The organism is Polynucleobacter sp. AP-Capit-er-40B-B4, assembly GCF_018882245.1.
Taxonomy (GTDB): Bacteria; Pseudomonadota; Gammaproteobacteria; order Burkholderiales; family Burkholderiaceae; genus Polynucleobacter.
Map to the genome: position 1 here is coordinate 952,768 of NZ_JACVOV010000001.1, position 23,706 is coordinate 976,473.

Genomic DNA, 23,706 nt, shown 5'->3' on the forward strand with positions numbered 1-23,706 from the left:
CTACAGAAATACGCAGACTTGCGTACAGCGTCTATACGCTGTTTGAGCACATCTCTGCTGTATTGCTATTCACTGTCACTCGTTAAGTGTTTATAGCGTGGGTTTGAGGTGCTGTTTGACAAATTAAACGATTGGGCAGAGTATAAAAATATGACAAACACTAATACTGACTTAAATCTTCGCTACAGACGCTTGTTTGAAACTGCACAAGATGGCATTTTGATATTGGAATTTGAAACAGGAAAAATTGAAGATGTAAATCCATACCTAATACAGATGCTTGGTTATACAAAAGAAGAGCTTGTTGGTATGGAGTTGTGGGAAATTGGTGCAATGGTTGATAAAAGTGCGTCCATTAAAGCCTTTGCTGTATTACAGAAGGACGGCTATATTAAATACAACGATTTACCATTACGCACAAAAGATGGAAAAATTATTAGCGTTGAGTTTGTAAGTAATGTATACGGTGTAAATGGCGACAGAGTTATTCAATGCAACATTAGAGACATTACAAGCAGAAAGAATGCTGAAAGTTCTTTAATCCGCTATCAACAAGCTCTCGCACTCAATATGTATCAGGTTGTGGAGGCATTGACTAAAGTTATCGTAGCGAGAGATGCATACACTTACCAACATCAATGTAGTGTTGCACACTTGTGTGTTGCAATTGCTACAGAAATGAATTTACCAATCAATCTGATTGAAGGATTAAAGCTAAGTGCGTTGATACACGACATTGGCAAGATTGCTGTGCCAGCAGAAATTTTAAGCAAGCCAACCAAATTAGAATCTTTCGAACTTGAAGCATTGCATAGACACGCACAAACTGGTTTTGATATTGTTAAGAAAATAAACTTCGAATGGGCACTTGCACAAACCATCTATCAACATCACGAACGACTTGATGGCAGTGGTTATCCCAATCACTTAAAAGGCGATAGCATTATTAAGGAAGCAAGAATATTAGCTGTAGCTGATACTGTTGAAGCAATGTCTCACGCTCGTCCGTATCGTCCTGCAATTGGTATAGATGCGGCATTGCAAGAAATTGAGAATGGCAAAGGAAAGCTATTTGATGCTGAGGTTGTTGATGCTTGCTTAAAGTTGTTTAGAGAAGATGGTTATCAATTCCCCCCCCCCCATACTAAATAATTCTAATGCTAGTTATCCAAATGTCCTTGCTTAAACTTGGCAATAAGCTCGTCTAAATCTTTTGCTGTTTGGTGAGAAGCATTAGCACACATAATAAGTGCTTCATTCTTAGTAAGCATTGCCATATCCGCAGTAATGCTTGCGGCTTGTGTGGATAGTGTGGCAAATTGTTCTATGAGTTTTGCTTCGTCAGTAAATCCTTTTGCCAAAACAAATAGCTGTTCAGCGTTCATATTTAATCTATCTCGCACTATCCCATATGATGTGCGTAGATTCTCTACTTCGTGCGTAAGAGCAACTACTCTATCTAATAGCTTTTGGGTATATTCACTAATTTGATTTTCAGTCATATGAAACTCCTTTCTTTCATAGTAACTCAGTTATTCGAAGCAAGCTACTTCGTTGCTTGCTGTGTCTTCGCTAAAGCTATCGCTTTCGCTCGTCACATTTCCTTCGGCTCATTATTGATTTGCTTTTGCTTTGTTGTTTGACTGATTTTGGAGTAAACAACGGCTATATGCGACTTAAAGAAGTAGCATTGATAGTCGTCGCTTGTATGTAATGTTCTGATTCCATCGCATACAACTGTAAAAGAATTTAACGAGAGACGAATGTATTAAAACTCTCAACCAGTTTTCGCATTGATTTGCTAAACAGTAATTCTGCGGCTCGCTCATATGTATCGCAACCTTTACAGCAATTGCAATACGAGCACGAAGTCATTAGCCGTTATATTCCACTTCGTGTTTTTGTCCTTTGTTATCGCAATGACTTATTTGCGTGTGCTGTCTAAATAATTTTCTGTTCGTCCGTTTGCCTAAATTGAGCACCTTGTAAGCCATAGCTCTACAAGCCTTGTTCTGTCTTGCTCTTATCTGCACGGTTTTTGTATATGTCGTTAGTAAATCGCGTTCGTCGCTGTTTAACCATTCTGCGTGATGTTTGAGTAAGTTTGTCGCAACTATCTGTGCTTGCTGTAAGCATAAGTCCACTCTGTCCATATGCTTTATTGCAATACCGTTTTGCTTTAACCAATCATTTGCTACTTGTTCGTCATTACGCATACAAATATTTATCAACAACCAAATATTCCTTAATATTTGCTGTCCATTTCTTACATATGACTGGGTATTGCACGGCAAATTCAGGTTGTTCTCGTAGCGTTTCCGAAACTACAGTAATTGAACTTACTTACAAAGGAGATTGATATGAGTACATTAGATGGATTAAAACTTAGCACAGCAAAAAAACCAGCACATATACCAGCAGTCGTATTTCGTCGCAATAAGCTGTCTAATAAACTTTGGGAGCAAATCGAGCTTGCTAAGAGCCAAATCAACGGCACTAGCTTTGCTGTTAAAAAGTTTCGCACAGTAAAGGATAAAGAAACTGGTTTGCGTAAAAGTGTGGAAGTAAACAAAAGGTTGAGAGAGTGGTGGTTTAAAAATGATGCTGGCAAAGTCTGCGTCAGCATTAAATATGGCAGTCAGCTTATTGAGTTGGCAAAAGGTAAACACAGCGTAGAGTGCGACACAGCACAAGGTTTAATTAAAGCGTTAGAGCAAATTAAAACGGCTGTGGAGTTGGGTGAGCTTGATACGCAGATTGCAACAGCAAGCGTGAATTTGCGTAAAGGATTTGGAAAGTAAATTCTCGCTGTAGTGTCGTGCTTGGCACGGTACTACTAAATACTTGTATGCACAAATACCGAGCAACAGTTAAAGCAAGCGGACTATGGACAGAAACAATTGTGTTTGCACAAAATCAAGCACAAGCATACGCATTGTTTAAGTCCATCTTCGGTGCCGCCAACGTGCCCCACCAGCCGCAACAAATTACTTGAGAAAGCCTATATGCTTATTAGAGAAGTTGAACAGAGGATTAGTTACAGCGTGCCCAACCCTAGCAAGCCTCGCACACCACAACAAGCACGCTTAGACGCATTAAAAACGCAGAAAGACAATGTCAGCCGAGCGTTAGACACGGAGCGTAAGCGGCAGAAGGTGGCAAAAGCACAGCAGAATTTAACGAAGGCAATGTCTGCGTAAGCAGGAAAAGCAGAACACCGTTAAACAGGATTAAACATCCTTAACTGCCGTAGGATTAAGCAAATACAAGGCGATTGAGTACAGTTGCACACATTTGTGTAGCTTGATTACAGTTTCATTTATAATTCCAAGTCTTGGCCTGGTAGCTCAGTCGGTAGAGCAGAGGATTGAAAACGTAGGATAGAGGACTAAAACAGTTCTGCACATTGGGTCTAAGCTGGTTGCGACCCACCGCCCTACAAGCACCGAATCTCGTGGCTCGCAGCGGTTTCAAATATTTCCCGAATGGCATCAACAGTTTTGCATTGAGGGTCTCGACTAAGGGTATTATTTGTAAATGGCTAAGGCGAGCAAAAATTATATTCACCCACCAATTACAGAAGCTGTAATAGCAATTAATTTCAAATCTACTATTGGATTTGATGACTTAACTTCAGTCAGCAAAAAATATCAAAAAGAATATCCCCAATCACAGGCAGTTTCAAATCTAAGTTTCACTGTGGATGTTGATGGAGAGGGTGGAGTTCCGATTCCCAAAAATACACAGAACCAAAAAGGATGGCGCCTTTCCTCAAATGATATGACTCAGATTTTGGTTCTGTGGCCGCAATCCTTTACCATTTCACAGTTGGCCCCGTATGTCGGATGGGAGACTTTCCTAGAGCGTTTTATGCGTGATTGGAAGAAATTTAAGCGGAATATTGGGCAAAAAGAAATTGCTCGTATCGGCGTTCGGTATATCAATCGAATTGATATACCAGTGACAGGCGATATTGTTGAGCATGAGAAATACCTAAATATTTTTCCAAAGCTGCCCAATTCCTTAACTCCGCTGCATGCGTTTGCAGTTCAGTCGGCCTTGAAGTTGCCTGACATTGGTTGTGATTTGCTGATTAATTCAGCCGCTGCTCCCTCCCCAATTCTTGATCATGCCAGTTTTATGTTGGATTTAGACATCTTTAGGGTTGAAGATTTGCCTCAAAGTGATCAGGACATCTACAATTTATTGAATGAAATTCGTAACAAGAAAAACAAAGTCTTTGAACAGTGCATTAGTAATCGTGCAAGAAAGCTTTTTGGTTAATGAGTAGAGCTCTATTAAAAAAGACTGAAGTTAAGCAATTTCCTAATGTCCTATTGGCGAAGGACAGGGCTGCTTTAACATTTTTTTCGGAGCAAATGGCCAATCAAAAAGTTTTCTCTGCACTTGGAGGGCTTGGCGAAAATTTAGTCAGTCATACAACGAGTGAATTTCAAAAATCTATTCAAAGTCTGGTGAGCATTAAATCGCCTTCTACTCAAGCGATTAGCGAACATAAAACACTTTCGGAAAAGCTATACGACGCAACATCAGAAGTGAAGATCCTTACATCTCAAGTTTCGATGTATTTAACTCGCGAGTGGAGAGATCGGGTTTTCAAGCGGCTGGATAACATGCACGATATCAGTGAGTGGGATGCTGATACAAGCCCAATCCAAAAGGAGTCGTATAAAACTTTTTTAAAGCTTGTGATTTCGTTAAAGCCAAATAAGCACCCAGGACTGGGGCTTTCTGATAAAGGTTTTCTGCTGGCAGCGTGGATAGTTGGTGGGGACCGATTAACCACAGAATTTTTGCCAAACGATAATATTAGATGGACTCTTTCGACGCTGGTTGATGGCGAAATAGATCGTGCCGCTGGAGTTACAAAGGTTTCAAGATTGCTCCTCAATCTTTTGCCATATCAGCCCAATAAATGGTTTTATGAAAATACCCACCAAAAGGGGTAATTTGATACCAGATGAGCACGAGGTTGTTCGTCATGTTCCTTATCAAAAAATAATATTTGATGAGCAAGAAAATATTATCGGAATATTTCCGCACGCCTATGCATTGCGTAAAGATGAGCCTCAGCTTTCTGTCGATTGGCTCGATTATTATGATGGCACAAGAGACGAGAAATTAAAGGCCGTCCTGCAGGGATTGCAAGCATCCAAAGGTATTGGAAAAAAGAGTGCGCTAGCCTTAGGCAATGTGATGGCTATAAAAACAGCCGCACGGAATGCCTCAAGTATTAATTTACGAATTTCCTACGCTCCAAATGGAACAAATAAAGCGCATTCATTGATTCATAACATTAATAATGATGAATTACAGCTCTTAGAGGCCTTGGCAACAGAAGGATTTGCCGACATTAGACAGGTTCGCTCCATATAAAGGAGTGATTCAGCGTCCAGTAACTAGACGCTTAACTTCTTCAAGCAGTCCCTACACAAGCATTGATCTTTTGATTTGTCTTCAAGTGCTTGTTCGAGCTTTGCCTTGTCTACTGGCACTTCAAAACACCAACATTTTTTATCGCCACCCATTTGGCAGTCATTGGCTCTTCCACAAGCTGGGCAAATTTTTCCAATATCTTCCGTTTTCATGGCCTGATTCTACGGGGTTGGAAAGATAGGGGGTTTGTTTCTGTCTGTTCCAGATGGAACAAATTTATTCAGCGTCTAGTTATGGGACGCTCAGCTTAGCTAATAAGCTTTAGTTTCTCAATAGCAGCCTTAAACATTGGGCATATTCTTTTGCGTTAATTGATTTTTCATCCATGAATACGCTTTGTAAAGTAAATCCCGGGATGACAATGCCAAATAGAGCAACGGATAAATTTAAAGCGTTTAACTTTTGAGGAAGCTGACCATGCTTCTGCAAATTTAGGATGTAGCACTCTAATGCGCCACGAATTCGCTCAAAAAAGGTGGTCATAGTGTGGCGTATATTTTTATCAACCATAGCAAGAGACCAGGCATGAAAGGCGATGCCTTTGCCTGGCCCAGTCGTTATTTCTTCCGCAAAGGCAGCAAGCTCTGTGATTGTGGCAATAAGAGAGAGCTCTTGTTGACAAGCCAGGGCGAGGATTAAATCAATTCTTTCACCAAAGCGCCCAAGATTTTGAGCAATGATTATCTGAATGATTTCTTCCTTAGTTTTGAAATGATGATAAAGGTTTCCCCGTGAAAAGCCGCTAGCTTTTTGTATGTCGGCCATAGATGTGCCCACAAAGCCTTGCTCCTGAAAGCAGACCCTGGCCGCCATTAAAATTTTATCCCTACCGACTGCAAGGTCATTTACTTTGGCATTGCTTAGTCGTTTTTTGGGTTGACTAGTTAGTCCTGTAACTACCACTGGCGAGTTTTTTTTCGAAAGAGCATTACGTTTGATGGTAGGGGTTGACATTTATACCTAGTCCTTTTTAGACCGACCGCTTTGTTAAAAAAATAGAGTTGCAGTGAGAGGAAACCAAGAGTAAATTTTTCTTTAACCAACTTTAAAAGGACTAAGTTTCAACATGAAAATTTTTAACACACTAATCATACTTTCGCTACTGACAGTAAGCCAACTCACATATGGTCAGCCATACTATGGTGGGGGCAATAGGGGTTTAATCAAAAATGTGGTGGATGAGGTTACCGATCTTCTTTCAGATGCATCCTACAAGGGCGGCTCCTTTAGCAATATTGCTGTCAATAGTAGTGACATTTTGGCAACTGTAGATCTAGCGGGGCAAAAAATTAAACTTGGAGGTACGCCTGCTACAGTGTCCGTAGCAGTTACACAAAATCTTACATCCTCCAACATTAATGCATCTTCCTCCGAAATAAATCAAAACAACAACACTACCAAATCTAACTTAACAACTGCCGTTACAAATACAACAGAAAATATTGCAACAGCTAATTCAAATGCTGTGGCGAATATTTCTGCAATTGCATTGGCTAACTCGATTTCTGCAACTGCTATTGGAGCCATGAATACCGGAAATGTGGACTTAACCCAAGCACAGCGTTCTGGCCTTGGGGGTTTGTCAACCTACAATCCTTCTGTTGCTAACCTTGCTGTAAACACAAGCGATATTACATCTGCAGTAACAATTTCTGCAGTAGAGAGTTTAAGAATAAACAACACAAGTATTTCAGCTGCTGCTGTTGGTGCAATGAATACGGGAAATATTTCTGTTACAGCTCCTCCAACAGCATCTTCTTCAAGACGTTAGGAGTACGTCTGTGCGGGCCTTGGTCAATCTCCTCGCTTTTACAGCAATAACGTGCAGTGTTGTTAAGCCTTCTCAGTCTGAAAGTGTATCCAATCAATGGAATAGCGCATGGTCTGGTCAAGACTCTGCTGCGCGGGCTGTAATGATTCAACAAGCAAACGCAATTGCATTAAGGCAATCTGACTATTACAGCAGTTTTGGGCCTGCCAATGTATCTTCAACCCAATACTCTACCAATACAAGCACTTCAAACATTGCCAATCAAAACGTCAACAGCTTTAGCACTACTTCTGTTGGTTCGATGAATACTACAAATTCGACAGTAACTGGAAGTAACAATAGCATTTCTTCTAGTGGAACAACCTCAAGTAGCGGTTCCCTGCAAAGTACGATTAACCGTCAATAAATTAGTGCTGCCGCAAATGCTTTTGTGTAGGCTATTTTTATATATTTTGCTTCTAATGATTCTCTCGGGCTGTCAAGGGTATAGCTTCATCACAACCAATCGAGGAGAAGATGCCCCTCTAACAAAAGGTCCCCCAATACGTGACGTTGTCACACCTTTTAATAAGGCATTAATTTGCCTTAGAGACCGCGTAAATAAAAACATCACCTTTTCTGTTGGCGCAGTTTTAGATCAAACTGGAAAAGAACAACTTACAGATGGTGGATTAGGAAAATTTGTAACGCAAGGGGCTGGAGATATGCTTCAGTCAGCTTTGTACGAGGGCGGTGTTAGTCTACTAAATCGCAGAGACCCGAGAATCATTGAGGCTGAATTAAAGTGGGGGCTACAAGATCAGCGACTTCTGATTCCGACAGACTATTACATTACGGGGAGCATTAATAGTCTCGACATTATGCCTGGAGGAGGTTTTCAGGCTGAAATTGGGGGTGTTGGACCAACTTATACTCAAATGAGAATGTTGATTGGTATAGACCTCTCTATGACAAGCACTAAGACAAGCCAGATAGTTGCAAATGTGGCGTTACAAAAACAAATTTTTGCAACGGACTTTAATGTTGCAATGGGTAATTTTATTGGTACTACGTTATTCAATGTTAATTCTGGATACAAAGAGAGAGAGGCAATTCATTTTGCTCTACGGCAAATGATTAATCTGTCTACCTTTGAGCTTCTAACGCAGGTCATGAATCCTGGGGCCTATTCTCAGTGTCGTAAATTAATCGACTCGGTTAATGATGGCACCATAGAGAACACTAAAACTTCAAGGCTGGTAAAGGACTATGAAAATAGCTTAATCGAATCTTCAGGCATCCAATCACAGCCAAACTTCAATCAAAAGGGGTTAACAACCCCAGCCGTTGACTTAAGTGATCCATTAATACAAAAGACTGTTAAACCAGAAGCAAAGGCTACTAATCAATTTAAAAATGCCCCGTTGAAAGACTTAACTCCAAGTGAGGCTGGCACAACTTACTTAATGAATAAACAAGAAATTATCCAGTTTTCTAAGTAAAATATTTTTGGTAAATTAATAATTTGTAATAAATTGCCCAAACCCTAATCTGAATTTAAGCTAGTAAGCGTCCCGTAACTAGACGCTCGACTTGCAAAACTTTAATCAGCTCTTCCCTGCCAATACAAACCAAGCTTCACCCAAAACAATTTCATTGTTGCGTGGTGAATTAACTCTGTTTCGGCGCCCCAAAAGCAATAAATGGCAATGCCGTTTTAAGCTACCCAATGGGCAATGGCATGCAGCTTCAACCAATACAGAAGATTCTGATCTAGCTCAAACACAAGCAATCGCCATTTACGAAACTGTCAAAGTTAAAGTTGGTGCGGGCTTAGCTGTTGTCACCAAAACTTTTAAGCAAGTGGCTTTGGATGAACTAGCCAATATGGCGCAGGCTTTACACAATAAGCTGGGTAAGCGTATCTATCGTGACTATGCCTTTGCTATTAACAAATACCTCATTCCCTTTTTTGGGCAATATGAGATTGGTCAAATTACCAATGAACTATTGGGTGACTTTGAGTCTTGGCGCATCTCACAAATGGGCAAGATTCCCATGGCAAGCACCAAGCGTAATCACGCTAGTGCGTATATCCGCGTGATTAATCTAGCCCGTGATCGTGGCTATATTGGATTAAATCAAGCCGTGCCATTGTTAGATAGCAAAGGCAAGAAAAGTCAGTCCCGCCCTGCTTTCACGGCAGAAGAGATTAAGGAGTTATTAAGTTACACAGAGACTTGGCAAAAGAGCTCCTATACGGCGAGAACAGCATTGATGAGAACGCTATGCGCCTATTACATAGAGTTTTTGGTTAATACAGGTATTCGACATGGAACGGAGGCATTGCCGATAAGGTGGAGGCATTTGCAATGGCATTGGATTGGGGAGAAGAAATACTTAAGGATTTGGGTATCAGGCAAAACGGGCCCAAGATATTTGATAGCAAGAACTGCTGTGGTGAAGGTATTAGAACGAGTAATGAAGTGGCAGAAGTTGCCTTACTCGGGGCTCAACGCAGTGATTGAGGCTAAATTTGATGCTTTGATATTTAGATTGCCAACAGGCGAGCAAATTAGCAACATGGAAAATATCTTTCGTAACTTAATGGTTCGTAGCAACATGAGGGTTGATGGAGGCGGTCAAAATAGAACCTTGTATAGCTTGCGTCATACGTATGCCACATTCGCCTTAGCAAGAGGGGTTGATATCCACACTCTGGCTAGGCAAATGGGCACTAGTGTTGGCATGATTGAGCAACATTATTCAAAACTCACTCCGATGATGAATGCTGAGAAGTTGGCTTAACCCAAGCAGGCAATAACATCACCTGTATAGCAAGGTAATAGTGTTACTTCTGCGTTAGCAAGATTGATAAAGGGATTGCGCTTTTTAAGCTCTGTACCGAACCATGCTAACTTAGCGTTAGCACGATAAGCACCTTTGAACTTACGAATACTGTCTGAGCCGTTGACCAGTTGAATCACACCGCTAAATTTGGCGCCCCGATACATGGCATTGATAACCTCAATGGCAAAGACATCTTGGACATGTTGTAGCTTACTTACTTGAGCTTTAGTTGATGTGTGTGGAATCATGGTTGTAGATAGTTTTTTCATTTGAATTTCTTTCTTAATTGAATTGAGGAAATTGTTCTATTTGGAACAACAGCTACCCCTGCAGTGGTAGCGGTCGTTTTTAAACTGTAATAACCGCCTTGTCGGCGGGCTTGGTTACACGTTCCGCGACTTTATAAACGGCATTAGCTTCTGCACCTAGATCCCATAAATCAGGCTTGAGATCAACATTTTTGCTGCTTTGCTTGATTTGCTCATAGCGTTGTTCACGACGAGCTTGCACAAACTCCCCAGCTTCTTTGTTGATAACAAACTTGATTGGTAGGCGGGCGGAGATTTCAGCTAATGCTTTTTCCATCGCACGCCAATCAGTGTCATCAGGTTTTTTGGTAAACAAGAGCTTGGCAAATACATACCCAGAGTTTTTGCTATCAAAGCTTAGGGGCTCTTCAATCTTGTTGATGTCCTTTGTGCTTTTGACTAGCTCATCTAGCTTTGCGCCTGTCAGCTTATTTAAGGCATAACCTTTTTTTAGGCATTCCTCAAATGCATCTGCTGGAATTTGAGTAATTAGGTAGATATTTGTCCAGCTTGCTGGTAGCTGATCCACATATTGAATAAAGCGTGGATATACCCGACCAATAGCAGAGAACTTACGAACAGTACTGCTGTAGTCCTTAAGCCCCACTTCTTCGCAGAAGGTTTTAAATTGAAACCTATCTAGCGATTGCTCTGCTTCATATACTACGCGACACATCTCTAAAGTACTTCGAGCAGTTTTCTCCACACCAGCTTTGAACGCAGATACATATTCTTTGCGCTCTTTTGGAATGATTGCTGTTGTATCTGCTGTGGCAGCCTCCAAGCTGAGCTTGCGCTCGTACTGAACAAGACTTGTACTAACAGATTTTGGCGAGGGTTTTACTTCGCCTTCCACCTCAAATACCTCATCAAAAGTTGATGAATCTTCTGTGATGATATTGGCATTCATCTTGCGAATATCAACAGAGGGTGTGGATACCTCATTTGTTGATTGATTTGCCAACTGTTTTTTTACTTCAATTACTTTTTCCATTTTTACAACTCCTTAAAAATCAACTTGGCGTTAGTGACGAAATTGTCTGTTTGCTTTGTTGATGGAGTCACTGTACATTTTTGCGATTTTTCGAACAAATCACCGCGTTGTTTTATTTCCTTGACACAAAAATACGAAAAATTAGAGCCATATAAATAAAGGCTTTGCGGGCGATTATATTTTTGTAAAAAATGGCTGCATTTTTACGATTAAAAAAATGCAGCCATTTAATTCTTAGATTTTTTATCAAATTAATTCCACTGCATTTCGTTTCATTTCATCTGAAGCATCGATGTATTTCATCGTGACGGCAATATTACGATGTCCTGCTAATGCAGCAAGTACACGAACACCGACACCTTTTGAGGCTAAGGAGGTTAGAAAATTCCTTCTTCCGCTGTGGCTGCTTGCGCCACTAATTCCCGCATTACGATAGGTGTGATAGAACCACTGACATAATGAATTGGCGGTAAATCTTAGGCGTGTATTGGTGTGGAAGAGTGGAATGTCCGGATATTTGGCATGACGTGTTTTTAAGTATTCCTCCAGTTCGGCGCGTAATTTAGTAGATAAGAAAACTGTCCTCGGATATTTGCCTTTGGTTTGTTCGGCAGATAGACGAACTTCTGCCTTGACTGTGCCATCTGTATTTAAAACATCACCCATTGTTAGTGATGCAATCTCCGCAACACGAAGTCCTGCAAGAAAGCTTGTCATGAGTAGTGCCCTATCGCGTTCGGGGTATTTTTTGGTAGATACATAGCGCAGCACTTGATCTAGTTCTGCTTGGGTAAGGGTTTTTGCTTGAGCCATTTGTAAAACCTTTCATAAATAAAAAAGCTCTATTAGTGTGTTTTCTTATTGCCAAATGGTCGACCAAAATTTGCCAAAACAAGATCTTCCAAAAATCAATGACTTACGCCTCCACATAAGAAAAGTATGATTTTCTTATGTGGTTTGCGTTATTAATATTTATGAGTATTTCGTGGGAAATAGACGACAAATTGGGGTTTGGGGTCAAAAAAGCCCTACACGCTGTTTGATTGGCGTCCGGCAACTAGACGCTGTGAAGCTTGAAGACCGTTGCTTGTAGGGCTGATTTGAACCGACTTTACTTAACAACTACCTGGTATTTAGATCTACATTGCTTGCAACAAATACGGGCTTATTGGCGCCTATAGCTTTGCAGTGATAGGCTTTTAAGTCCCAGTCATCTTTTGTTCCATTTAGAACGTCATTAATTTCAATATGTACTTCGCCTGTTGTTTGTAAGTAGATGCAATAACCATCAACTAGTTCCTTAGATTTGGTTAAGGGTTCGTAATGCACAATCCACGAAATCACTAAATCTGGCGTACTGCCTATGCCGCAGGCATCTAATTTCTTAAGTATTCTTATTTGATCGTCTGATTTGGCAGTATGTTGAAATTGTTCATATTCGTAAAAGTCCACTAGATACTTTTGGTTTGGATTATGAAGTTCTACCGATCCGTTATAGATGGCTCGTCTAAACAAGCCTTTGCCAAATGGGGTGTTGTACTTCTCATTGATAAAACCTCTGATTGCTATTTCTCTCATTTTTATTCTCCTTGTGTTCTAAATTGAGTTCTCGTTGCTAGTTGCTTTGTTGGTTACAAGAGAGATCAGAAGAGATCAGTTGCAGTAAAAGTCGCAGATCTCAAAAGAGAAGTTACGAAGTTGTGTTGCTTAGTCAGAGTTACTCATTTGCCACTACGAGTAACTAGCTAGCAACTACTCAAACTCAACCTTGCAACTTCTTTTTCTTTATGCGACATCTACTTTGTAACCAAGCAACTCGCAAAAATATTTATCTCTCTTAAAGAAAAACCGCTAATTTCCTGTCCAAAATGCGGCAAAAGAAGTGATTTGGCAAAAAGAGGTCGACCAGATAAAGAGATCGAAAACAAACTGCTTATGCCCATTAACTAATAGGAGAAAACAATGAGCGCATTAAGTAGCTTAAAACTAGTAGCAGTTAAAAAACCAACCCATATGCCTGCAATCGTGGTTCGTAGGAATAAGCTTTCTAGCAAGCTATGGGAGCAAATCCAGTTAGCAAAGAGTCAGATGGACGGAACGCCCTTTGTTGTTACCAAGTTCAAAACCATTAAAGACAAAGAAACAGGTTTACGCAAACAAGTAGAGATGCCCAAACGACTAAAGCCTTGGTGGTTTCAGTCAGAACAAGGCAAAGTCTGCGTTTCAGTCAAATACGGAAGTTGGACTATTGAGCTGGCAAAAGGCAAACCCAGTGTGGAAGTGGCTAGCGGAGCAGAACTTGTCAAAGCATTGGAATCTATTAAGACGGCTGTTGAAGCTGGCGAGCTCGACGCCCAAATAGAAACAGCTAGTGCTAGCTTGAGGAGTGGATTTAAGCGATAGCAACATAAGCGTCCAGCTACTAGACGCTGGACGCTAAATACTTGTATGAAGCGATATAAGGCAACAGTCAATGCAGCAGGAATGTGGGTAGAGACAATTCTCTATGCACAGAATCAAGCTCAAGCCTATGCACTCTTCAAGGCAATCTTCGGGAGCGGTAATGTTCCACATCAACCACTACAGATTGGTTAACTATGAGATTCGATGAAATAGCCCCAATTAAAGCCCTAAGCCCCGAGCAAGCAAGACTTAAATCAATGCGGGATCGTGTCAAGCGAGATCAAGAGGCTGTAAAAGCTGAGCGTGTGAGGCAAAAGATAAAGGCTGGACAGCAAGAACTTGGTAAAGTTGAGCTATGACTTTTAAGGGCTTAAAACATGAAATTAATAGTTTCTAAAATCGTCGCCTCAGTTAATGAAATTGAGATTGATCTCAATGCCTCTAATTGGAAGCGAATAAAGGCGGAAATTGAGTCCGTCCAGGAGGAAGGGCGATGCGAGGATGTTGATGTAAGCTCGCAAAAGAAGTTTATCGACTGCTTTATTGGCAATGAAGAATTGCATGCGGAATTATTTGATATTTTGGCGTCTAATGATTTAGGCGTAGAGGAGGTCTTTTTAGATTCATCAAACGAGACTTTTGAGGGAAGAATTGAGGGTTAGTAGTTGGCTCATAAGGCCTTAAACTAAATTCAAGGCTTTGCAAAGCTCATAGAGCAGAGGATTCCCATATCTCTACCAGTCGCCACCGTCGGCAGGATAGAACATCCCCACTCACCGTAGAGTCCAGCAAAATCAAGCAGAGTTGGCAACAGTAGGCACATTTAACAAGCCCACTTTCAGTTTCATTTATAATTCCAAGTCTTGGCCTGGTAGCTCAGTCGGTAGAGCAGAGGATTGAAAATCCTTGTGTCGGTGGTTCGATTCCGCCCCGGGCCACCAAGAAACACCAAAACCACCTTCGGGTGGTTTTTTATTTGTGGCTTGGACCCCCCTAGTCTCAGATACCCCCATCATGAACCGTCCTTTAAAAGGACACGTCAATTATTCATCCCTGCGTCAGTTGATGTCGTTTAAAACGACAAAACAATTCTTTTTAATAATGCCTATCCAATGTCTGCTAACGGCCAACAGTAGACTTTAAGCAATGGAGGTGCCAGACCTCAAGAGATTTTTTGGGGCTTGAAAAGTACCTCAGCGAACCCAAGTTTGAGTTCTGCCCAACAGTGGGATGCCAATATAGCCCCTTACATCCAAAGTTTTATCGTTGACCATGTTAATTTTTACCTTATAAATCTCACCTTCTTCGGGATCTAGAATTTCTCCACCCGACCAAACCCCTGGACTAGATTTTTTGAGGCCTTTCATAATCATCATACCGATTATGGGTTTACCTTTTCGCTCATCTTTACATAAGTTGCAGTGGGTTACTAGCGTTTCGCCAGGGGTAGGAATTAGCTCAGTAACGGTGCCGATTAATTCACCATTTTTTTCTTCCAATCGAATTAATGAACTGGGTTGATTTGTTTTCTCATCAATCGTTTTCCAAACCCCAATTACTGGGTCTGTCGATTGTGCATTGCCATAACTTACAAAAAGAAAAGCGCTCAACACTATGTATTGGGCAAATTTTGTAACGATTTGTAATGGGTTAGTCATATTACTTCCATTGAGTGGTTTAGCTACTAGTACAGATAGCCGTCTTTCATGTTAGATTGACGCCATGATTAAATCTGTAAAACTAACCGCAAACCTGATATTACTTTGTTTTATATCAAGCATTTCTGTAGCTTATTCTGCAAACAGTATAGATTCTGATATTCCAAACGGGATTCCAGATCGTATTGTGGGTGATATCGGAGCTGCTGTGTACAGCACTAATCTGAATATTGGTAGCTCTGGTAGCCAATCAATGGCCTTGCCCTATGGATTTTTTGACTACCAGCGCTTTGCCATGCGCATAGATCAGTTGGCCTTTAAAACTTTGCCTGTCGGATTTGGGTTTCTTGAAATCGTAGGTAAGGTAGATCCTGATTCCTTTAAGGTCAAGTCAACCATTAACAGTCAAACGATTAACAAAGGTTACCAAGTACCTATTGGCCTAGGAACATTTCAAGATACACCTATTGGAGCATTCTTTTTGAATGCCTATCATGACTTTGGTCAATCGAAAGGCAATCTCCTTGAGGTTAATTATTTTGCAGAAATCGAATTGATTAGCAAAGTAGTCCTCTACCCACAAGTAGGCATGGAGCGCCAGTCAGGCTCTTTTGCGAACTACTACTATGGTGTTACACCTGGGGAGGCTCAAATTACTGGGTATCGAGCATATACAGCCTCTGCTTCAAATAACCCATTGGCAGGTTTTTTACTTGAAATACCAGTAGCAGATGATTGGTACGTTAATTTATACGGAAAACGAAAATGGCTAGGTTCTGGAGTCAATAACAGCCCAGTCCTCACTCGTTCATTTCAGGATACGGTGTTTATGGCGCTTGCCTATCGTTTTAAATAGATTAATCAATGATGCGAGCACGAATTATTAATTGTTTAGCATCGTTGCTGTACTCAACTATTGCCTTGCGCTTAAAAAATGCTTCTTGAATGAATTCTACGGATTCATTAACTACTATTTCACGCTCGTTATCTAAAGTGATGATATGGTAAGAGCCGCCAAGCCAAATAATCTTACAAGTTGAAGATCTGATGCTCTTAGAGAGCCAATCAATGGTTGTTGGTGCAACTACATCATCATCAATAGAGCAAATGATTTTTAAGTCAGATCGAAAATCAAGAAGAATTTTTTTTGCAAATTCAATCAGGCGTAAGGACTGATATAAATGTTTTGCTGAGAGCGAGGCTGATCCCACTTCTGTAGTTTCTTGCTCTAAAATTTGTTTGGCAACACGACGACGCACTTCAGGGTTACGCAAGCCGTAAGGTTGAGATTCTTTATAGTGCCAATTCGTAATGCCAAGTTTGAAGACAATATAAAGTAGTGGGTAGTACCAGGGTACGCTCCAACCATCAAAAGCAAAAACGGGTGAGAGGGCGACTACTGGTATACCCTTTTGATAATCAGCCTCGTAGGCTATTGCTAGTGTTGCACCCATGCTCAAGCCAATTAAACAAACTTGATCGTGGTTTTCAAGCAGTAAATTGACTACCGTATCTAATTCAGAGAGCCAAATATCAAATGTATCAAAGCCACTTTGAGCAGAGTAGCCATGAATTCTGGGAATACAAGAGGTATGCCCTAATTTTTTGATTGCTTTGGGGATCGATCCCAACTCCAACATGGAGCCCTGAAGGCCAGGCAGGAATACTACTGCCATACCTGAAGTTCCTAGGGTAAACTCCTCGAAAAGATCATTCACTTCATTGGACATGGTTTTAATTGGTAGTTAGCTTTAAAAGAGTGTAATCCAAATGCAAATAAAAAATTCACGGGCATGGGCGCCTAATATTCCTTCTGTCTATGGATATGCATTGCTTGGAACCCTGGCTGCATTTTTCATGCGCTATCAATTCCATCCATTAATGCAGGCCCAGTTCCCAATATTATTTTTTCTGTTTAACACTACTTTGATTGTTTACAAGTTCGGCTGGAAGCCAGCATCGATGAGCGCCATTATTGGGATGATATTGGCCTATTATTTTTTTATACCGCCATTTAATAGTTTTGAGTTACCTTCCTTACTCGATATTCTAAATCTCAGTATCTATTCGCTTCTATTCATTACGGTTATTTATTTAATTGAAAAATTACAACGTGAGCGATACAGGGCTGTACTGATTGCCAGAGTTTCTGATTCAAGAATGCAAATAATGGCGAAATTAAGTGCCGGTATAAAACCACTAGCTTAAAGTCTCAGGGCTGAGGCATGCCGCACCTAAGACTGCTATGGGTCGTTAGCCGCCCATGACAACAAATTAACTTAAGCGTCGTTTAAAACGACATTACAAGACACTATGGTTGTTGGCGTAGGAATGGCAACACAATCCGTACACACAGAAAAATTGCCCCTCGCAAGATTCTGATTTCATTGCTAAATTTGACCAGCACAAGGACGCACAATTTTTAGACAAGTCCAAACTGGTGACTCAAGCCCTTGAAATCAAAGCGAAAGCGGTCTATCGGAGGATATTTGAAAATCCTTGTGTCGGTGGTTCGATTCCGCCCCGGGCCACCAAGAAACACCAAAACCACCTTCGGGTGGTTTTTTCATTTGTCCCAACGAAGGCGATTCATTAATCAAAACAAGTGGCGTGGCATACAAACGCGCAGGTATTTGTTTATGATTGCTTCAAATGAAAATTCACCGCGTCATATTGACGCCCACAATGCTATGTGTATTCGCTCTTTTAGTCCCTTCCATTGCTTACGCATACCTACAAGATGAAATTCAAATTTACGATGATGAAATTAATGCTAAGGGTGAATATAGTCTTGAGTTACATCTAAACACGACCCCAAGAGGCAATCAGCAACAAAGCTATCCAGGGGAGGTTGTGAATAACAACAATACTCGCGTGACGCCTGAGCTTGCCTATGGTTTGGGACATGATCTTGAGGCGGGCTTTTATTTGAGCTACTCAAATAACAATAATTCATTTAATTACGCTGGCGTCAAAGCAAGGCTTAAATGGTTGCCTTATCAAGAGGAAAAGGGCGATCCATTTTTTGCTGGCATTAATTTTGAGGTTGCAGATACGCCATATCCTTACGAACCATCGCGTTACAACGGAGAAGTGCGATTTATTGTTGGTAAGCATATTGATGAATGGTTAGTAGCTTTTAACCCTATTTTTGACCAGGCACTATCTCAGCCTCAGGTACATCAGGGGCCAATATTTGCTACGGCTACGAGAGTATCGCGTAATGTCACTACCGACTGGGCCTTAGGGAGCGAACTCTACACCAATATGAATCAAGTAAATCAGCCGATTGTCTATCCTAATATGAATAACGTGATTTATGCCATGATGTATTTTGATGGCAAACCAATTGCCTTTCAGGCAGGTATTGGTAAGGGTATTAGCCATGGCGCTGACCAAACAACACTCAAGGCAATTTTGTCTATTCCCTTGCCGTAATTGCTACTCTATTTGAATATAAGGATCTGAGGTCCTGGATCCTGGTCGATTCTGCCCCAGGCCACCAAGAATCTAAATGGCCCACTGCTTGGGCTATTTTTATTAGAAGTGTCTAATGGTGCTTAGACCTTGTGCCTAGGGTAGTTAGTCTCTCCCCAATGATTTAATCCGTCAATCAGGATTCAGCCGCTCTGTGTCTGGACTGGGGTATCTAGTTCGCAAAATGTCTTTTATAAGGACGAATCAATTATTCATCCCTGCGTCAGTTGATGTCGTTTAAAACGACAAAACAAGAGTAAATTGAGTGTGTAATGCTTAAAACAATCCTCGCCCTTCCTCGCGCAGTTTGGCTTATTGGTCTGATTAGTTTGGTGAATGATTCTGCCAGCGAGATGCTCTATCCATTAATGCCTTTATATCTAGCATCGGTCTTAATGGCAGGGCCAAAAGCACTTGGCATTATTGAAGGTATTGCCGAAGCTACTTCTAGCATTTTCAAATTAGTTTCAGGCGTCATTGTTGATCGCACCAAGAAAGCAAAACCTTGGATTGTTTTAGGTTACACACTTGCTGGTATTGGCAGGCCTTTGATTGCAATCGCCAATTCATGGATATGGGTGTTAGCAATTCGCTTTACTGATCGCATGGGTAAGGGTCTTCGAAGTTCTCCTCGAGATGCTTTGTTGGCAGAAAGTGTGAATGAGAATCAACGAGGTGTTACTTTTGGTTTACATCGCTCGATGGATAACGCAGGAGCAGTGATTGGACCATTATTGGCCGCAATATTTCTATCCATAGGCACACCACTTAAAGACATTTTTCTTTGGGCCATAGTTCCGGCAATCATTACTTTTACGCTAGCTTTGTGTATCAAAGAGCCGCAAAAGGAGGCCGTTCCTCAAGCCAGTAAATTTAGCTGGTCTCTTCAGGGTATGCCAGATCAATTTAAAAGATACCTTGTGGTGGCTGGTATCTTTGCGTTAGCCAATTCATCCGACATGTTTTTGTTATTAAGGGCAAGAGAAGCGGGAGTTCCACAAGAACAAATTCCACTCTTATGGGCGGCAATCTCACTCATTACTACTGTGTTCGGAACACCCTTGTCGGCGCTGTCAGACTCCTTTGGTCGAAAACGATTTATTTTGATTGCTTGGATTGCCTTTGCGCTGTTTTATATCGCAATGGGTTTTCCAGGAATCACCACCTACCAGATATTTGCACTTTTCGGAATCTATGGATTATTCAAAGCCGCAACAGAGGGCGTAGAGAAAGCTTTGGTGGCAGATATGGCCCCCAAAGGATTGGCTGGCACCGCTTTTGGTTGGTTTAATTTAATTACTGGGTTGATGCTATTTCCTGCATCATTTATCTTTGGTTGGATATATGAATCAATAGCGCCACTATATGCATTCTTATTTTCAGGAGGTTGTGCTCTAGTGGCGTTTTTGCTGATGGCCTTTTGGGTTTACAGGAATAAGGCTCATTGCGATGTCGTTTAAAACGACAAATTCAATATACTTTTAAAATTCATAAATGAAATGGATTTTTTCTATAGCCCTAGTTTTGCTCCTTTCCCAGGGCTACGCACAAGAAAACTCAAATCCTTATGATGTTCACGTGAGCACTAGGGCAATTGATGGCCGCATTCAGATAGATGCTTCCTATACTGTGCCAATAAATATCTGTAGTGCTTTTGCTTTCATCACTGCTTATGAGGGCGCAAAAAATATACCCGGAATACTGGAATCAAAAGTGATCTCTAGGTCTGGTAATAAGGTGCGGGTTTATAGGGTGATCGAAGAACAAATTCTATTTTTTCCAATTGAGCTCAAATCTACGATTGAATACACCGAGGTACCAAATCGTTTGGTGGCTTTTGAACAAATTAGTGGCGATACCAAGTACTACAAAGGTAGCTGGAAACTTCTCCCAGACAAAGATGCAACCATCTTTAGGTATGAGGCTTTAGTTGAGCCTCATACCCTTATTCCCTCGAGCATCATTGAGTACTTTATGAAAAACAACCTTAGGGAGCGTTTTGAATTAATGGCTCAAAAGGCTCGAGAAAATAAGTCACCTACTACAATGGCTTGTAAGTGATAAACCCCCTATAGTTTAAAAAAATCTTAGCCTCTCAATTCAATTGCTGGGCAATCCAAATGTATGCGGGAATTCCAAGAATGATATTGAGTGGAAATGTGATTCCAATAGACAGCCCAAAATAAATCGATGGATTCGCCTCTGGAATCGCATAACGTAAAACCGCTGGTACCACAATATACGATGCGCTTGCCGATAAAACCATTAAAAGAATAGTGTCAGCAGTTGTTACTCCAAAGAGAATGCAGGGCCCCAAGGCAATTGCCGCATGTATCAGCGGACTAATCGTGGCATAAGCTATTAAAGCGGCTGAGTTCTTAGCGGCATCCTTCAAATTTTTGGCAACCATTAAGCCCATGTCTAGCAGGAAAAAGGCTAGCATTCCTTTAAATAAGTCACCGGAAAACGGTTGCATCATGGTTTTCCCAGCCTCGCCGCTCAGATAGCCCACCACCATCGCACCCAAGAGCAGTAAGTGCGCCCCATCGGTAAATGACTCATGCAAAATCGCTTTTAATGATGGTCTTTTTGTGCCAGAAGTTTCTACATTGTGTCTGAGCATATTAGCAAGCAGGACAGCCATAATGATTGCCGGTGACTCCATTAAAACCAATGCTATTGCCATGTATCCATTTGGATTTAATTGGCTTTGCTCCATGTATTGAATGGCAGTCACAAACGTCACCGCGCTAACAGAGCCATACGATGCGGCAATTGCCGCCGCATCAAACTTATCAATCTTATTTTTCAAGAATAAGTAGCCTAGCGTGGGCACAAGAAAAGCCATCACTATTGCGATAGTCATGCTAAGTGCAATTTCAGAATTAAGCCCGGTTTTGGCAAGTGCAAAGCCACCTTTAAGTCCAAGTGCCATCAATAAGTAAAGTGATAAAAACTTCGCGATGGAGCGTGGAATTTCAAGATTGGACCGAATCAGACCGGCAAAGCATCCAAAGACAAAGAAAAGAATTGCAGGGTCAAGTAAGTTCTTCATGAGTTCTCCAAATTTAGGAGCAATCATAGGGATGCCTATACATAAAGTAAAATCGATATTAATAGTTTTATATATAGGTAAAAACTGATGAATATTACTTTTAGACAGTTAAGACTATTTTTGGCGCTTGCTGAGACTGGAAGCGTTAGTGCGGCGGCGCGGATGGTTCATGTCACCCAACCAACGGCCTCTATGGGCTTAAAAGAAATCACGGATGCTGTTGGAGTGCCCCTCTACGAAGTGGTTGCTAGGAAAGTACATCTAACAGCGATGGGTCAGGAGTTGGCTAAAACAGCCAGAGCCATTTCTACCGAGTGGGAATCCTTTGAACAAGAGGTTCATGGAGTAAAGGGATTAACGCAGGGCAAGTTAAAGGTTGCAGTGGTGAGTACTGCCAAATACTTTGTTCCCAGAATATTAGGCACCTTTTGCGCAAAGTATCCTCAAATCGATATTTCTCTGGAGGTTCTTAATCGGGATGGTGTAGTGAAAAGATTAGAAGAAAATTTAGATGATCTTTACATCATGTCTCAGCCGCCACTGCATTTGGATTTAGAAGACGAAGTGTTTATGCCAAACCCTTTATTGTTGATAGCCTCTAAGGAGCATTTGCTTGCCAAGAAAAAGATAGTTGACCTGACCTCACTGACGAATGAAAAATTTATCTTTAGAGAAAAAGGCTCTGGTACCAGAATGGCGACAGATGCTCACCTTAAACGACTCAAGTTCAAGCCTGATGTTAAGTTAGAGCTAGGGAGCAATGAGGCAATTAAACAGGCGGTTATAGGCGGCCTAGGCATAGCAGTTTTGTCTAGGTATTCTTTGGGTGATAAATCTGACCAAGAAGCGGTTGCAATTTTGAAATGTAAAGACTTTCCCATTCAATCAAGCTGGCATATTGTGAGCCCTAAAGGCAAAAAGCTATCTCCAATAGCAACCATATTTAAGAAGCACTTATCTCAACAGGCCAAAGGCTGAAAATAGGATCAGACATCCTGGGCCCTGGTCGATTCCGCCTCGGGCAACCAAGAAGCACCAAAACCACCTTCGGGTGGTTTTTTCATTTGGGTTAATCATCAAACCCAACGCTAAGGACTGCGAAATGGTAGGCTTAACCGTATAACAATTTCTTGACTTGCTCGACATTGCCAACTAATATTTACTATTATGTTTTTTGTAAAACCTTTAATTAATTTTAGGAGGTAATCCATGTATTCAAAAGTCCTTACACTTCTCTTATTGGTCGTCAGTACAAGTTTTGCAACAGCCCAGCAGATGAAGTACTGTAGTGTCAGAATTGGAGGAACCGCTATTTATAGTTGCCACGACACTCCTGCTGACTGTAACTTTATGAATCCTGATAAGTCAACATACAGATGTGTTGCGATGCCGAGGTAGTAAGACTCTAAGAGTCTCAGTAAGAGGCTCCTGTTTACTTTATTCCAACCCCCCTTTAGAGCCCTATCTTTGCAACTAAAGAGGCGGACGAATGGCAAAGCCGCGTCCTCAAGCCATGCGCCTCAGAGGCCACACTGCAGAACATAATATTATTTCCCGCAATAGATTTCAATAACCACCCCAATTGCTACTAAGACTTGAACTGACCTGATTTTTAGTACCACTCCCAAAGAGAGGATTTTTGATAATCTTCACCTTAAAGGAGTGCTAAATATGGCAAAAGGCCAACGTCTTAAACCCGAGCAAATCGTCACCTTATTGCGTCAAATCGATGTCCTGACAACGAACGGCAAAAC

30 protein-coding genes and 1 tRNA gene are annotated in these 23,706 nt (G+C 41.2%); 20 read left to right on the forward strand and 11 right to left on the reverse strand.

What is annotated here, in order from left to right; translation table 11 throughout:
* Window positions 1-150 precede the first annotated feature (150 nt).
* The gene (locus tag ICN19_RS04835; RefSeq protein WP_216245955.1) at window positions 151-1,152 is read left to right on the forward strand and encodes an HD domain-containing phosphohydrolase; all 1,002 of its coding nucleotides are present in this window, start codon (window positions 151-153) and stop codon (window positions 1,150-1,152) included.
* 8 nt (window positions 1,153-1,160) lie between these two features.
* On the opposite strand, the gene ICN19_RS04840 is transcribed toward ICN19_RS04835, so the two are convergent.
* Window positions 1,161-1,502 carry a hypothetical protein gene (locus ICN19_RS04840; RefSeq protein WP_216232156.1) on the reverse strand — a complete coding sequence of 114 codons (342 nt, stop codon included), beginning with the start codon at window positions 1,500-1,502 and terminating at the stop codon, window positions 1,161-1,163.
* 372 nt (window positions 1,503-1,874) lie between these two features.
* Window positions 1,875-2,216, reverse strand: a complete 342-nt coding sequence (locus tag ICN19_RS04845) for a hypothetical protein (protein ID WP_216245956.1) — start codon at window positions 2,214-2,216, stop codon at window positions 1,875-1,877.
* Window positions 2,217-2,360: 144 nt separating this feature from the next.
* On the opposite strand from ICN19_RS04845, the gene ICN19_RS04850 reads away from it, so the two are divergent.
* The 5 genes from ICN19_RS04850 (at window position 2,361) to ICN19_RS04870 (ending at window position 5,397) form a co-directional block, all read left to right on the forward strand.
* Complete coding sequence (locus ICN19_RS04850) at window positions 2,361-2,801, forward strand: DUF6641 family protein (RefSeq protein ID WP_071539888.1); 441 nt, start codon at window positions 2,361-2,363, stop codon at window positions 2,799-2,801.
* A 47-nt stretch (window positions 2,802-2,848) separates the two neighbouring features.
* Window positions 2,849-2,995, forward strand: coding sequence for a hypothetical protein (locus ICN19_RS04855; protein WP_179945968.1), 147 nt, complete (start codon window positions 2,849-2,851; stop codon window positions 2,993-2,995).
* A gap of 542 nt (window positions 2,996-3,537) precedes the next feature.
* Window positions 3,538-4,284 carry a TIGR04255 family protein gene (locus ICN19_RS04860; RefSeq protein ID WP_216245957.1) on the forward strand — a complete coding sequence of 249 codons (747 nt, stop codon included), beginning with the start codon at window positions 3,538-3,540 and terminating at the stop codon, window positions 4,282-4,284.
* Window positions 4,284-4,970 carry a hypothetical protein gene (locus ICN19_RS04865; protein WP_216245958.1) on the forward strand — a complete coding sequence of 229 codons (687 nt, stop codon included), beginning with the start codon at window positions 4,284-4,286 and terminating at the stop codon, window positions 4,968-4,970. The genes ICN19_RS04860 and ICN19_RS04865 overlap by 1 nt, the downstream gene beginning before the upstream one ends.
* Entirely contained in the window at window positions 4,945-5,397 is a 453-nt protein-coding gene (locus ICN19_RS04870) for a hypothetical protein (RefSeq protein ID WP_216245959.1), read from the forward strand. Before ICN19_RS04865 ends, ICN19_RS04870 begins: the two co-directional genes overlap by 26 nt.
* A 23-nt stretch (window positions 5,398-5,420) precedes the next feature.
* On the opposite strand, the gene ICN19_RS04875 is transcribed toward ICN19_RS04870, so the two are convergent.
* Window positions 5,421-5,609 carry a cysteine-rich CWC family protein gene (locus tag ICN19_RS04875; protein WP_216245960.1) on the reverse strand — a complete coding sequence of 63 codons (189 nt, stop codon included), beginning with the start codon at window positions 5,607-5,609 and terminating at the stop codon, window positions 5,421-5,423.
* A gap of 109 nt (window positions 5,610-5,718) precedes the next feature.
* Entirely contained in the window at window positions 5,719-6,411 is a 693-nt protein-coding gene (locus tag ICN19_RS04880) for a TetR/AcrR family transcriptional regulator (RefSeq protein WP_216245961.1), read from the reverse strand.
* A gap of 112 nt (window positions 6,412-6,523) precedes the next feature.
* On the opposite strand from ICN19_RS04880, the gene ICN19_RS04885 reads away from it, so the two are divergent.
* The 3 genes from ICN19_RS04885 (at window position 6,524) to ICN19_RS04895 (ending at window position 10,015) form a co-directional block, all read left to right on the forward strand.
* Complete coding sequence (locus tag ICN19_RS04885; protein ID WP_216245962.1) at window positions 6,524-7,228, forward strand: hypothetical protein; 705 nt, start codon at window positions 6,524-6,526, stop codon at window positions 7,226-7,228.
* Between the two features lie 353 nt (window positions 7,229-7,581).
* Window positions 7,582-8,709, forward strand: a complete 1,128-nt coding sequence (locus ICN19_RS04890) for a CsgG/HfaB family protein (protein WP_216245963.1) — start codon at window positions 7,582-7,584, stop codon at window positions 8,707-8,709.
* Window positions 8,710-8,800: 91 nt separating this feature from the next.
* The gene (locus ICN19_RS04895) at window positions 8,801-10,015 is read left to right on the forward strand and encodes a tyrosine-type recombinase/integrase (RefSeq protein ID WP_216245964.1); all 1,215 of its coding nucleotides are present in this window, start codon (window positions 8,801-8,803) and stop codon (window positions 10,013-10,015) included.
* Here ICN19_RS04895 and ICN19_RS04900 read toward each other — a convergent pair.
* The 4 genes from ICN19_RS04900 to ICN19_RS10145 all read right to left on the reverse strand — a co-directional run bounded on the left by ICN19_RS04900 (window position 10,012) and on the right by ICN19_RS10145 (window position 12,937).
* Window positions 10,012-10,326 carry a hypothetical protein gene (locus tag ICN19_RS04900; RefSeq protein ID WP_216245965.1) on the reverse strand — a complete coding sequence of 105 codons (315 nt, stop codon included), beginning with the start codon at window positions 10,324-10,326 and terminating at the stop codon, window positions 10,012-10,014. The genes ICN19_RS04895 and ICN19_RS04900 overlap by 4 nt on opposite strands.
* A 79-nt stretch (window positions 10,327-10,405) precedes the next feature.
* Window positions 10,406-11,359 (reverse strand): hypothetical protein, encoded by a 954-nt coding sequence (locus ICN19_RS04905; RefSeq protein ID WP_216245966.1) that lies wholly within the window; start codon window positions 11,357-11,359, stop codon window positions 10,406-10,408.
* Window positions 11,360-11,605: 246 nt separating this feature from the next.
* Complete coding sequence (locus tag ICN19_RS04910) at window positions 11,606-12,172, reverse strand: site-specific integrase (protein ID WP_216245967.1); 567 nt, start codon at window positions 12,170-12,172, stop codon at window positions 11,606-11,608.
* 309 nt (window positions 12,173-12,481) lie between these two features.
* A complete protein-coding gene (locus ICN19_RS10145; protein WP_216860614.1) occupies window positions 12,482-12,937 on the reverse strand; it encodes a hypothetical protein in 456 nt (151 codons plus the stop codon).
* A 384-nt stretch (window positions 12,938-13,321) separates the two neighbouring features.
* On the opposite strand from ICN19_RS10145, the gene ICN19_RS04920 reads away from it, so the two are divergent.
* The 5 genes from ICN19_RS04920 (at window position 13,322) to ICN19_RS04940 (ending at window position 14,703) form a co-directional block, all read left to right on the forward strand.
* Window positions 13,322-13,762 carry a DUF6641 family protein gene (locus ICN19_RS04920; protein WP_216245968.1) on the forward strand — a complete coding sequence of 147 codons (441 nt, stop codon included), beginning with the start codon at window positions 13,322-13,324 and terminating at the stop codon, window positions 13,760-13,762.
* Between the two features lie 45 nt (window positions 13,763-13,807).
* A complete protein-coding gene (locus tag ICN19_RS04925; protein ID WP_189241313.1) occupies window positions 13,808-13,954 on the forward strand; it encodes a hypothetical protein in 147 nt (48 codons plus the stop codon).
* A gap of 2 nt (window positions 13,955-13,956) precedes the next feature.
* The gene (locus tag ICN19_RS04930) at window positions 13,957-14,121 is read left to right on the forward strand and encodes a hypothetical protein (RefSeq protein WP_216245969.1); all 165 of its coding nucleotides are present in this window, start codon (window positions 13,957-13,959) and stop codon (window positions 14,119-14,121) included.
* Between the two features lie 18 nt (window positions 14,122-14,139).
* The gene (locus tag ICN19_RS04935) at window positions 14,140-14,424 is read left to right on the forward strand and encodes a hypothetical protein (RefSeq protein WP_216245970.1); all 285 of its coding nucleotides are present in this window, start codon (window positions 14,140-14,142) and stop codon (window positions 14,422-14,424) included.
* A 203-nt stretch (window positions 14,425-14,627) separates the two neighbouring features.
* Window positions 14,628-14,703, forward strand: a tRNA-Phe gene (locus tag ICN19_RS04940).
* 252 nt (window positions 14,704-14,955) lie between these two features.
* Here the strand turns inward: ICN19_RS04940 and ICN19_RS04945 are convergent.
* The gene (locus tag ICN19_RS04945) at window positions 14,956-15,420 is read right to left on the reverse strand and encodes a DUF2147 domain-containing protein (protein ID WP_216245971.1); all 465 of its coding nucleotides are present in this window, start codon (window positions 15,418-15,420) and stop codon (window positions 14,956-14,958) included.
* 64 nt (window positions 15,421-15,484) lie between these two features.
* On the opposite strand from ICN19_RS04945, the gene ICN19_RS04950 reads away from it, so the two are divergent.
* Window positions 15,485-16,276, forward strand: coding sequence for a MipA/OmpV family protein (locus ICN19_RS04950; RefSeq protein ID WP_216245972.1), 792 nt, complete (start codon window positions 15,485-15,487; stop codon window positions 16,274-16,276).
* A 1-nt stretch (window position 16,277) separates the two neighbouring features.
* On the opposite strand, the gene ICN19_RS04955 is transcribed toward ICN19_RS04950, so the two are convergent.
* On the reverse strand, window positions 16,278-17,096 hold the full coding sequence (locus ICN19_RS04955; RefSeq protein WP_216245973.1) for a carboxylesterase: 819 nt from the start codon (window positions 17,094-17,096) through the stop codon (window positions 16,278-16,280).
* A gap of 94 nt (window positions 17,097-17,190) precedes the next feature.
* On the opposite strand from ICN19_RS04955, the gene ICN19_RS04960 reads away from it, so the two are divergent.
* The 4 genes from ICN19_RS04960 (at window position 17,191) to ICN19_RS04975 (ending at window position 20,958) form a co-directional block, all read left to right on the forward strand.
* On the forward strand, window positions 17,191-17,628 hold the full coding sequence (locus ICN19_RS04960) for a DUF4118 domain-containing protein (protein WP_216245974.1): 438 nt from the start codon (window positions 17,191-17,193) through the stop codon (window positions 17,626-17,628).
* A 444-nt stretch (window positions 17,629-18,072) separates the two neighbouring features.
* Entirely contained in the window at window positions 18,073-18,858 is a 786-nt protein-coding gene (locus ICN19_RS04965) for a hypothetical protein (protein ID WP_216245975.1), read from the forward strand.
* A gap of 311 nt (window positions 18,859-19,169) precedes the next feature.
* A complete protein-coding gene (locus tag ICN19_RS04970) occupies window positions 19,170-20,357 on the forward strand; it encodes an MFS transporter (protein ID WP_216245976.1) in 1,188 nt (395 codons plus the stop codon).
* A gap of 34 nt (window positions 20,358-20,391) precedes the next feature.
* Window positions 20,392-20,958, forward strand: coding sequence for an SRPBCC family protein (locus ICN19_RS04975; protein ID WP_216245977.1), 567 nt, complete (start codon window positions 20,392-20,394; stop codon window positions 20,956-20,958).
* Window positions 20,959-20,992: 34 nt separating this feature from the next.
* Here the strand turns inward: ICN19_RS04975 and ICN19_RS04980 are convergent, their stop codons facing one another.
* Window positions 20,993-21,952 carry a sodium-dependent bicarbonate transport family permease gene (locus ICN19_RS04980; RefSeq protein ID WP_216245978.1) on the reverse strand — a complete coding sequence of 320 codons (960 nt, stop codon included), beginning with the start codon at window positions 21,950-21,952 and terminating at the stop codon, window positions 20,993-20,995.
* 87 nt (window positions 21,953-22,039) lie between these two features.
* Here ICN19_RS04980 and ICN19_RS04985 point away from each other — a divergent pair, with 87 nt between their 5' ends.
* Window positions 22,040-22,930, forward strand: a complete 891-nt coding sequence (locus ICN19_RS04985; RefSeq protein ID WP_216245979.1) for a LysR family transcriptional regulator — start codon at window positions 22,040-22,042, stop codon at window positions 22,928-22,930.
* The last annotated feature ends 776 nt before the right edge of the window (window positions 22,931-23,706 follow it).

Bases quoted from the DNA above. Each gene is read 5' to 3' on its own strand.
- ICN19_RS04980 (WP_216245978.1), bottom strand. From the start codon at position 21,952: ATGAAGAACTTACTTGACCCTGCAATTCTTTTCTTTGTCTTTGGATGC.
- ICN19_RS04910 (WP_216245967.1), bottom strand. From the start codon at position 12,172: ATGGCTCAAGCAAAAACCCTTACCCAAGCAGAACTAGATCAAGTGCTG.
- ICN19_RS04970 (WP_216245976.1), top strand. From the start codon at position 19,170: ATGCTTAAAACAATCCTCGCCCTTCCTCGCGCAGTTTGGCTTATTGGT.
- ICN19_RS04975 (WP_216245977.1), top strand. From the start codon at position 20,392: ATGAAATGGATTTTTTCTATAGCCCTAGTTTTGCTCCTTTCCCAGGGC.
- ICN19_RS04860 (WP_216245957.1), top strand. From the start codon at position 3,538: ATGGCTAAGGCGAGCAAAAATTATATTCACCCACCAATTACAGAAGCT.
- ICN19_RS04850 (WP_071539888.1), top strand. From the start codon at position 2,361: ATGAGTACATTAGATGGATTAAAACTTAGCACAGCAAAAAAACCAGCA.
- ICN19_RS04925 (WP_189241313.1), top strand. From the start codon at position 13,808: ATGAAGCGATATAAGGCAACAGTCAATGCAGCAGGAATGTGGGTAGAG.
- ICN19_RS04935 (WP_216245970.1), top strand. From the start codon at position 14,140: ATGAAATTAATAGTTTCTAAAATCGTCGCCTCAGTTAATGAAATTGAG.
- ICN19_RS04845 (WP_216245956.1), bottom strand. From the start codon at position 2,216: ATGCGTAATGACGAACAAGTAGCAAATGATTGGTTAAAGCAAAACGGT.
- ICN19_RS04965 (WP_216245975.1), top strand. From the start codon at position 18,073: ATGAAAATTCACCGCGTCATATTGACGCCCACAATGCTATGTGTATTC.
- ICN19_RS04870 (WP_216245959.1), top strand. From the start codon at position 4,945: ATGAAAATACCCACCAAAAGGGGTAATTTGATACCAGATGAGCACGAG.
- ICN19_RS04950 (WP_216245972.1), top strand. From the start codon at position 15,485: ATGATTAAATCTGTAAAACTAACCGCAAACCTGATATTACTTTGTTTT.
- ICN19_RS04905 (WP_216245966.1), bottom strand. From the start codon at position 11,359: ATGGAAAAAGTAATTGAAGTAAAAAAACAGTTGGCAAATCAATCAACA.
- ICN19_RS04855 (WP_179945968.1), top strand. From the start codon at position 2,849: ATGCACAAATACCGAGCAACAGTTAAAGCAAGCGGACTATGGACAGAA.
- ICN19_RS04835 (WP_216245955.1), top strand. From the start codon at position 151: ATGACAAACACTAATACTGACTTAAATCTTCGCTACAGACGCTTGTTT.
- ICN19_RS10145 (WP_216860614.1), bottom strand. From the start codon at position 12,937: ATGAGAGAAATAGCAATCAGAGGTTTTATCAATGAGAAGTACAACACC.
- ICN19_RS04900 (WP_216245965.1), bottom strand. From the start codon at position 10,326: ATGAAAAAACTATCTACAACCATGATTCCACACACATCAACTAAAGCT.
- ICN19_RS04880 (WP_216245961.1), bottom strand. From the start codon at position 6,411: ATGTCAACCCCTACCATCAAACGTAATGCTCTTTCGAAAAAAAACTCG.
- ICN19_RS04920 (WP_216245968.1), top strand. From the start codon at position 13,322: ATGAGCGCATTAAGTAGCTTAAAACTAGTAGCAGTTAAAAAACCAACC.
- ICN19_RS04960 (WP_216245974.1), top strand. From the start codon at position 17,191: ATGCAAATAAAAAATTCACGGGCATGGGCGCCTAATATTCCTTCTGTC.
- ICN19_RS04955 (WP_216245973.1), bottom strand. From the start codon at position 17,096: ATGGCAGTAGTATTCCTGCCTGGCCTTCAGGGCTCCATGTTGGAGTTG.
- ICN19_RS04945 (WP_216245971.1), bottom strand. From the start codon at position 15,420: ATGACTAACCCATTACAAATCGTTACAAAATTTGCCCAATACATAGTG.
- ICN19_RS04840 (WP_216232156.1), bottom strand. From the start codon at position 1,502: ATGACTGAAAATCAAATTAGTGAATATACCCAAAAGCTATTAGATAGA.
- ICN19_RS04875 (WP_216245960.1), bottom strand. From the start codon at position 5,609: ATGAAAACGGAAGATATTGGAAAAATTTGCCCAGCTTGTGGAAGAGCC.
- ICN19_RS04985 (WP_216245979.1), top strand. From the start codon at position 22,040: ATGAATATTACTTTTAGACAGTTAAGACTATTTTTGGCGCTTGCTGAG.
- ICN19_RS04930 (WP_216245969.1), top strand. From the start codon at position 13,957: ATGAGATTCGATGAAATAGCCCCAATTAAAGCCCTAAGCCCCGAGCAA.
- ICN19_RS04885 (WP_216245962.1), top strand. From the start codon at position 6,524: ATGAAAATTTTTAACACACTAATCATACTTTCGCTACTGACAGTAAGC.
- ICN19_RS04865 (WP_216245958.1), top strand. From the start codon at position 4,284: ATGAGTAGAGCTCTATTAAAAAAGACTGAAGTTAAGCAATTTCCTAAT.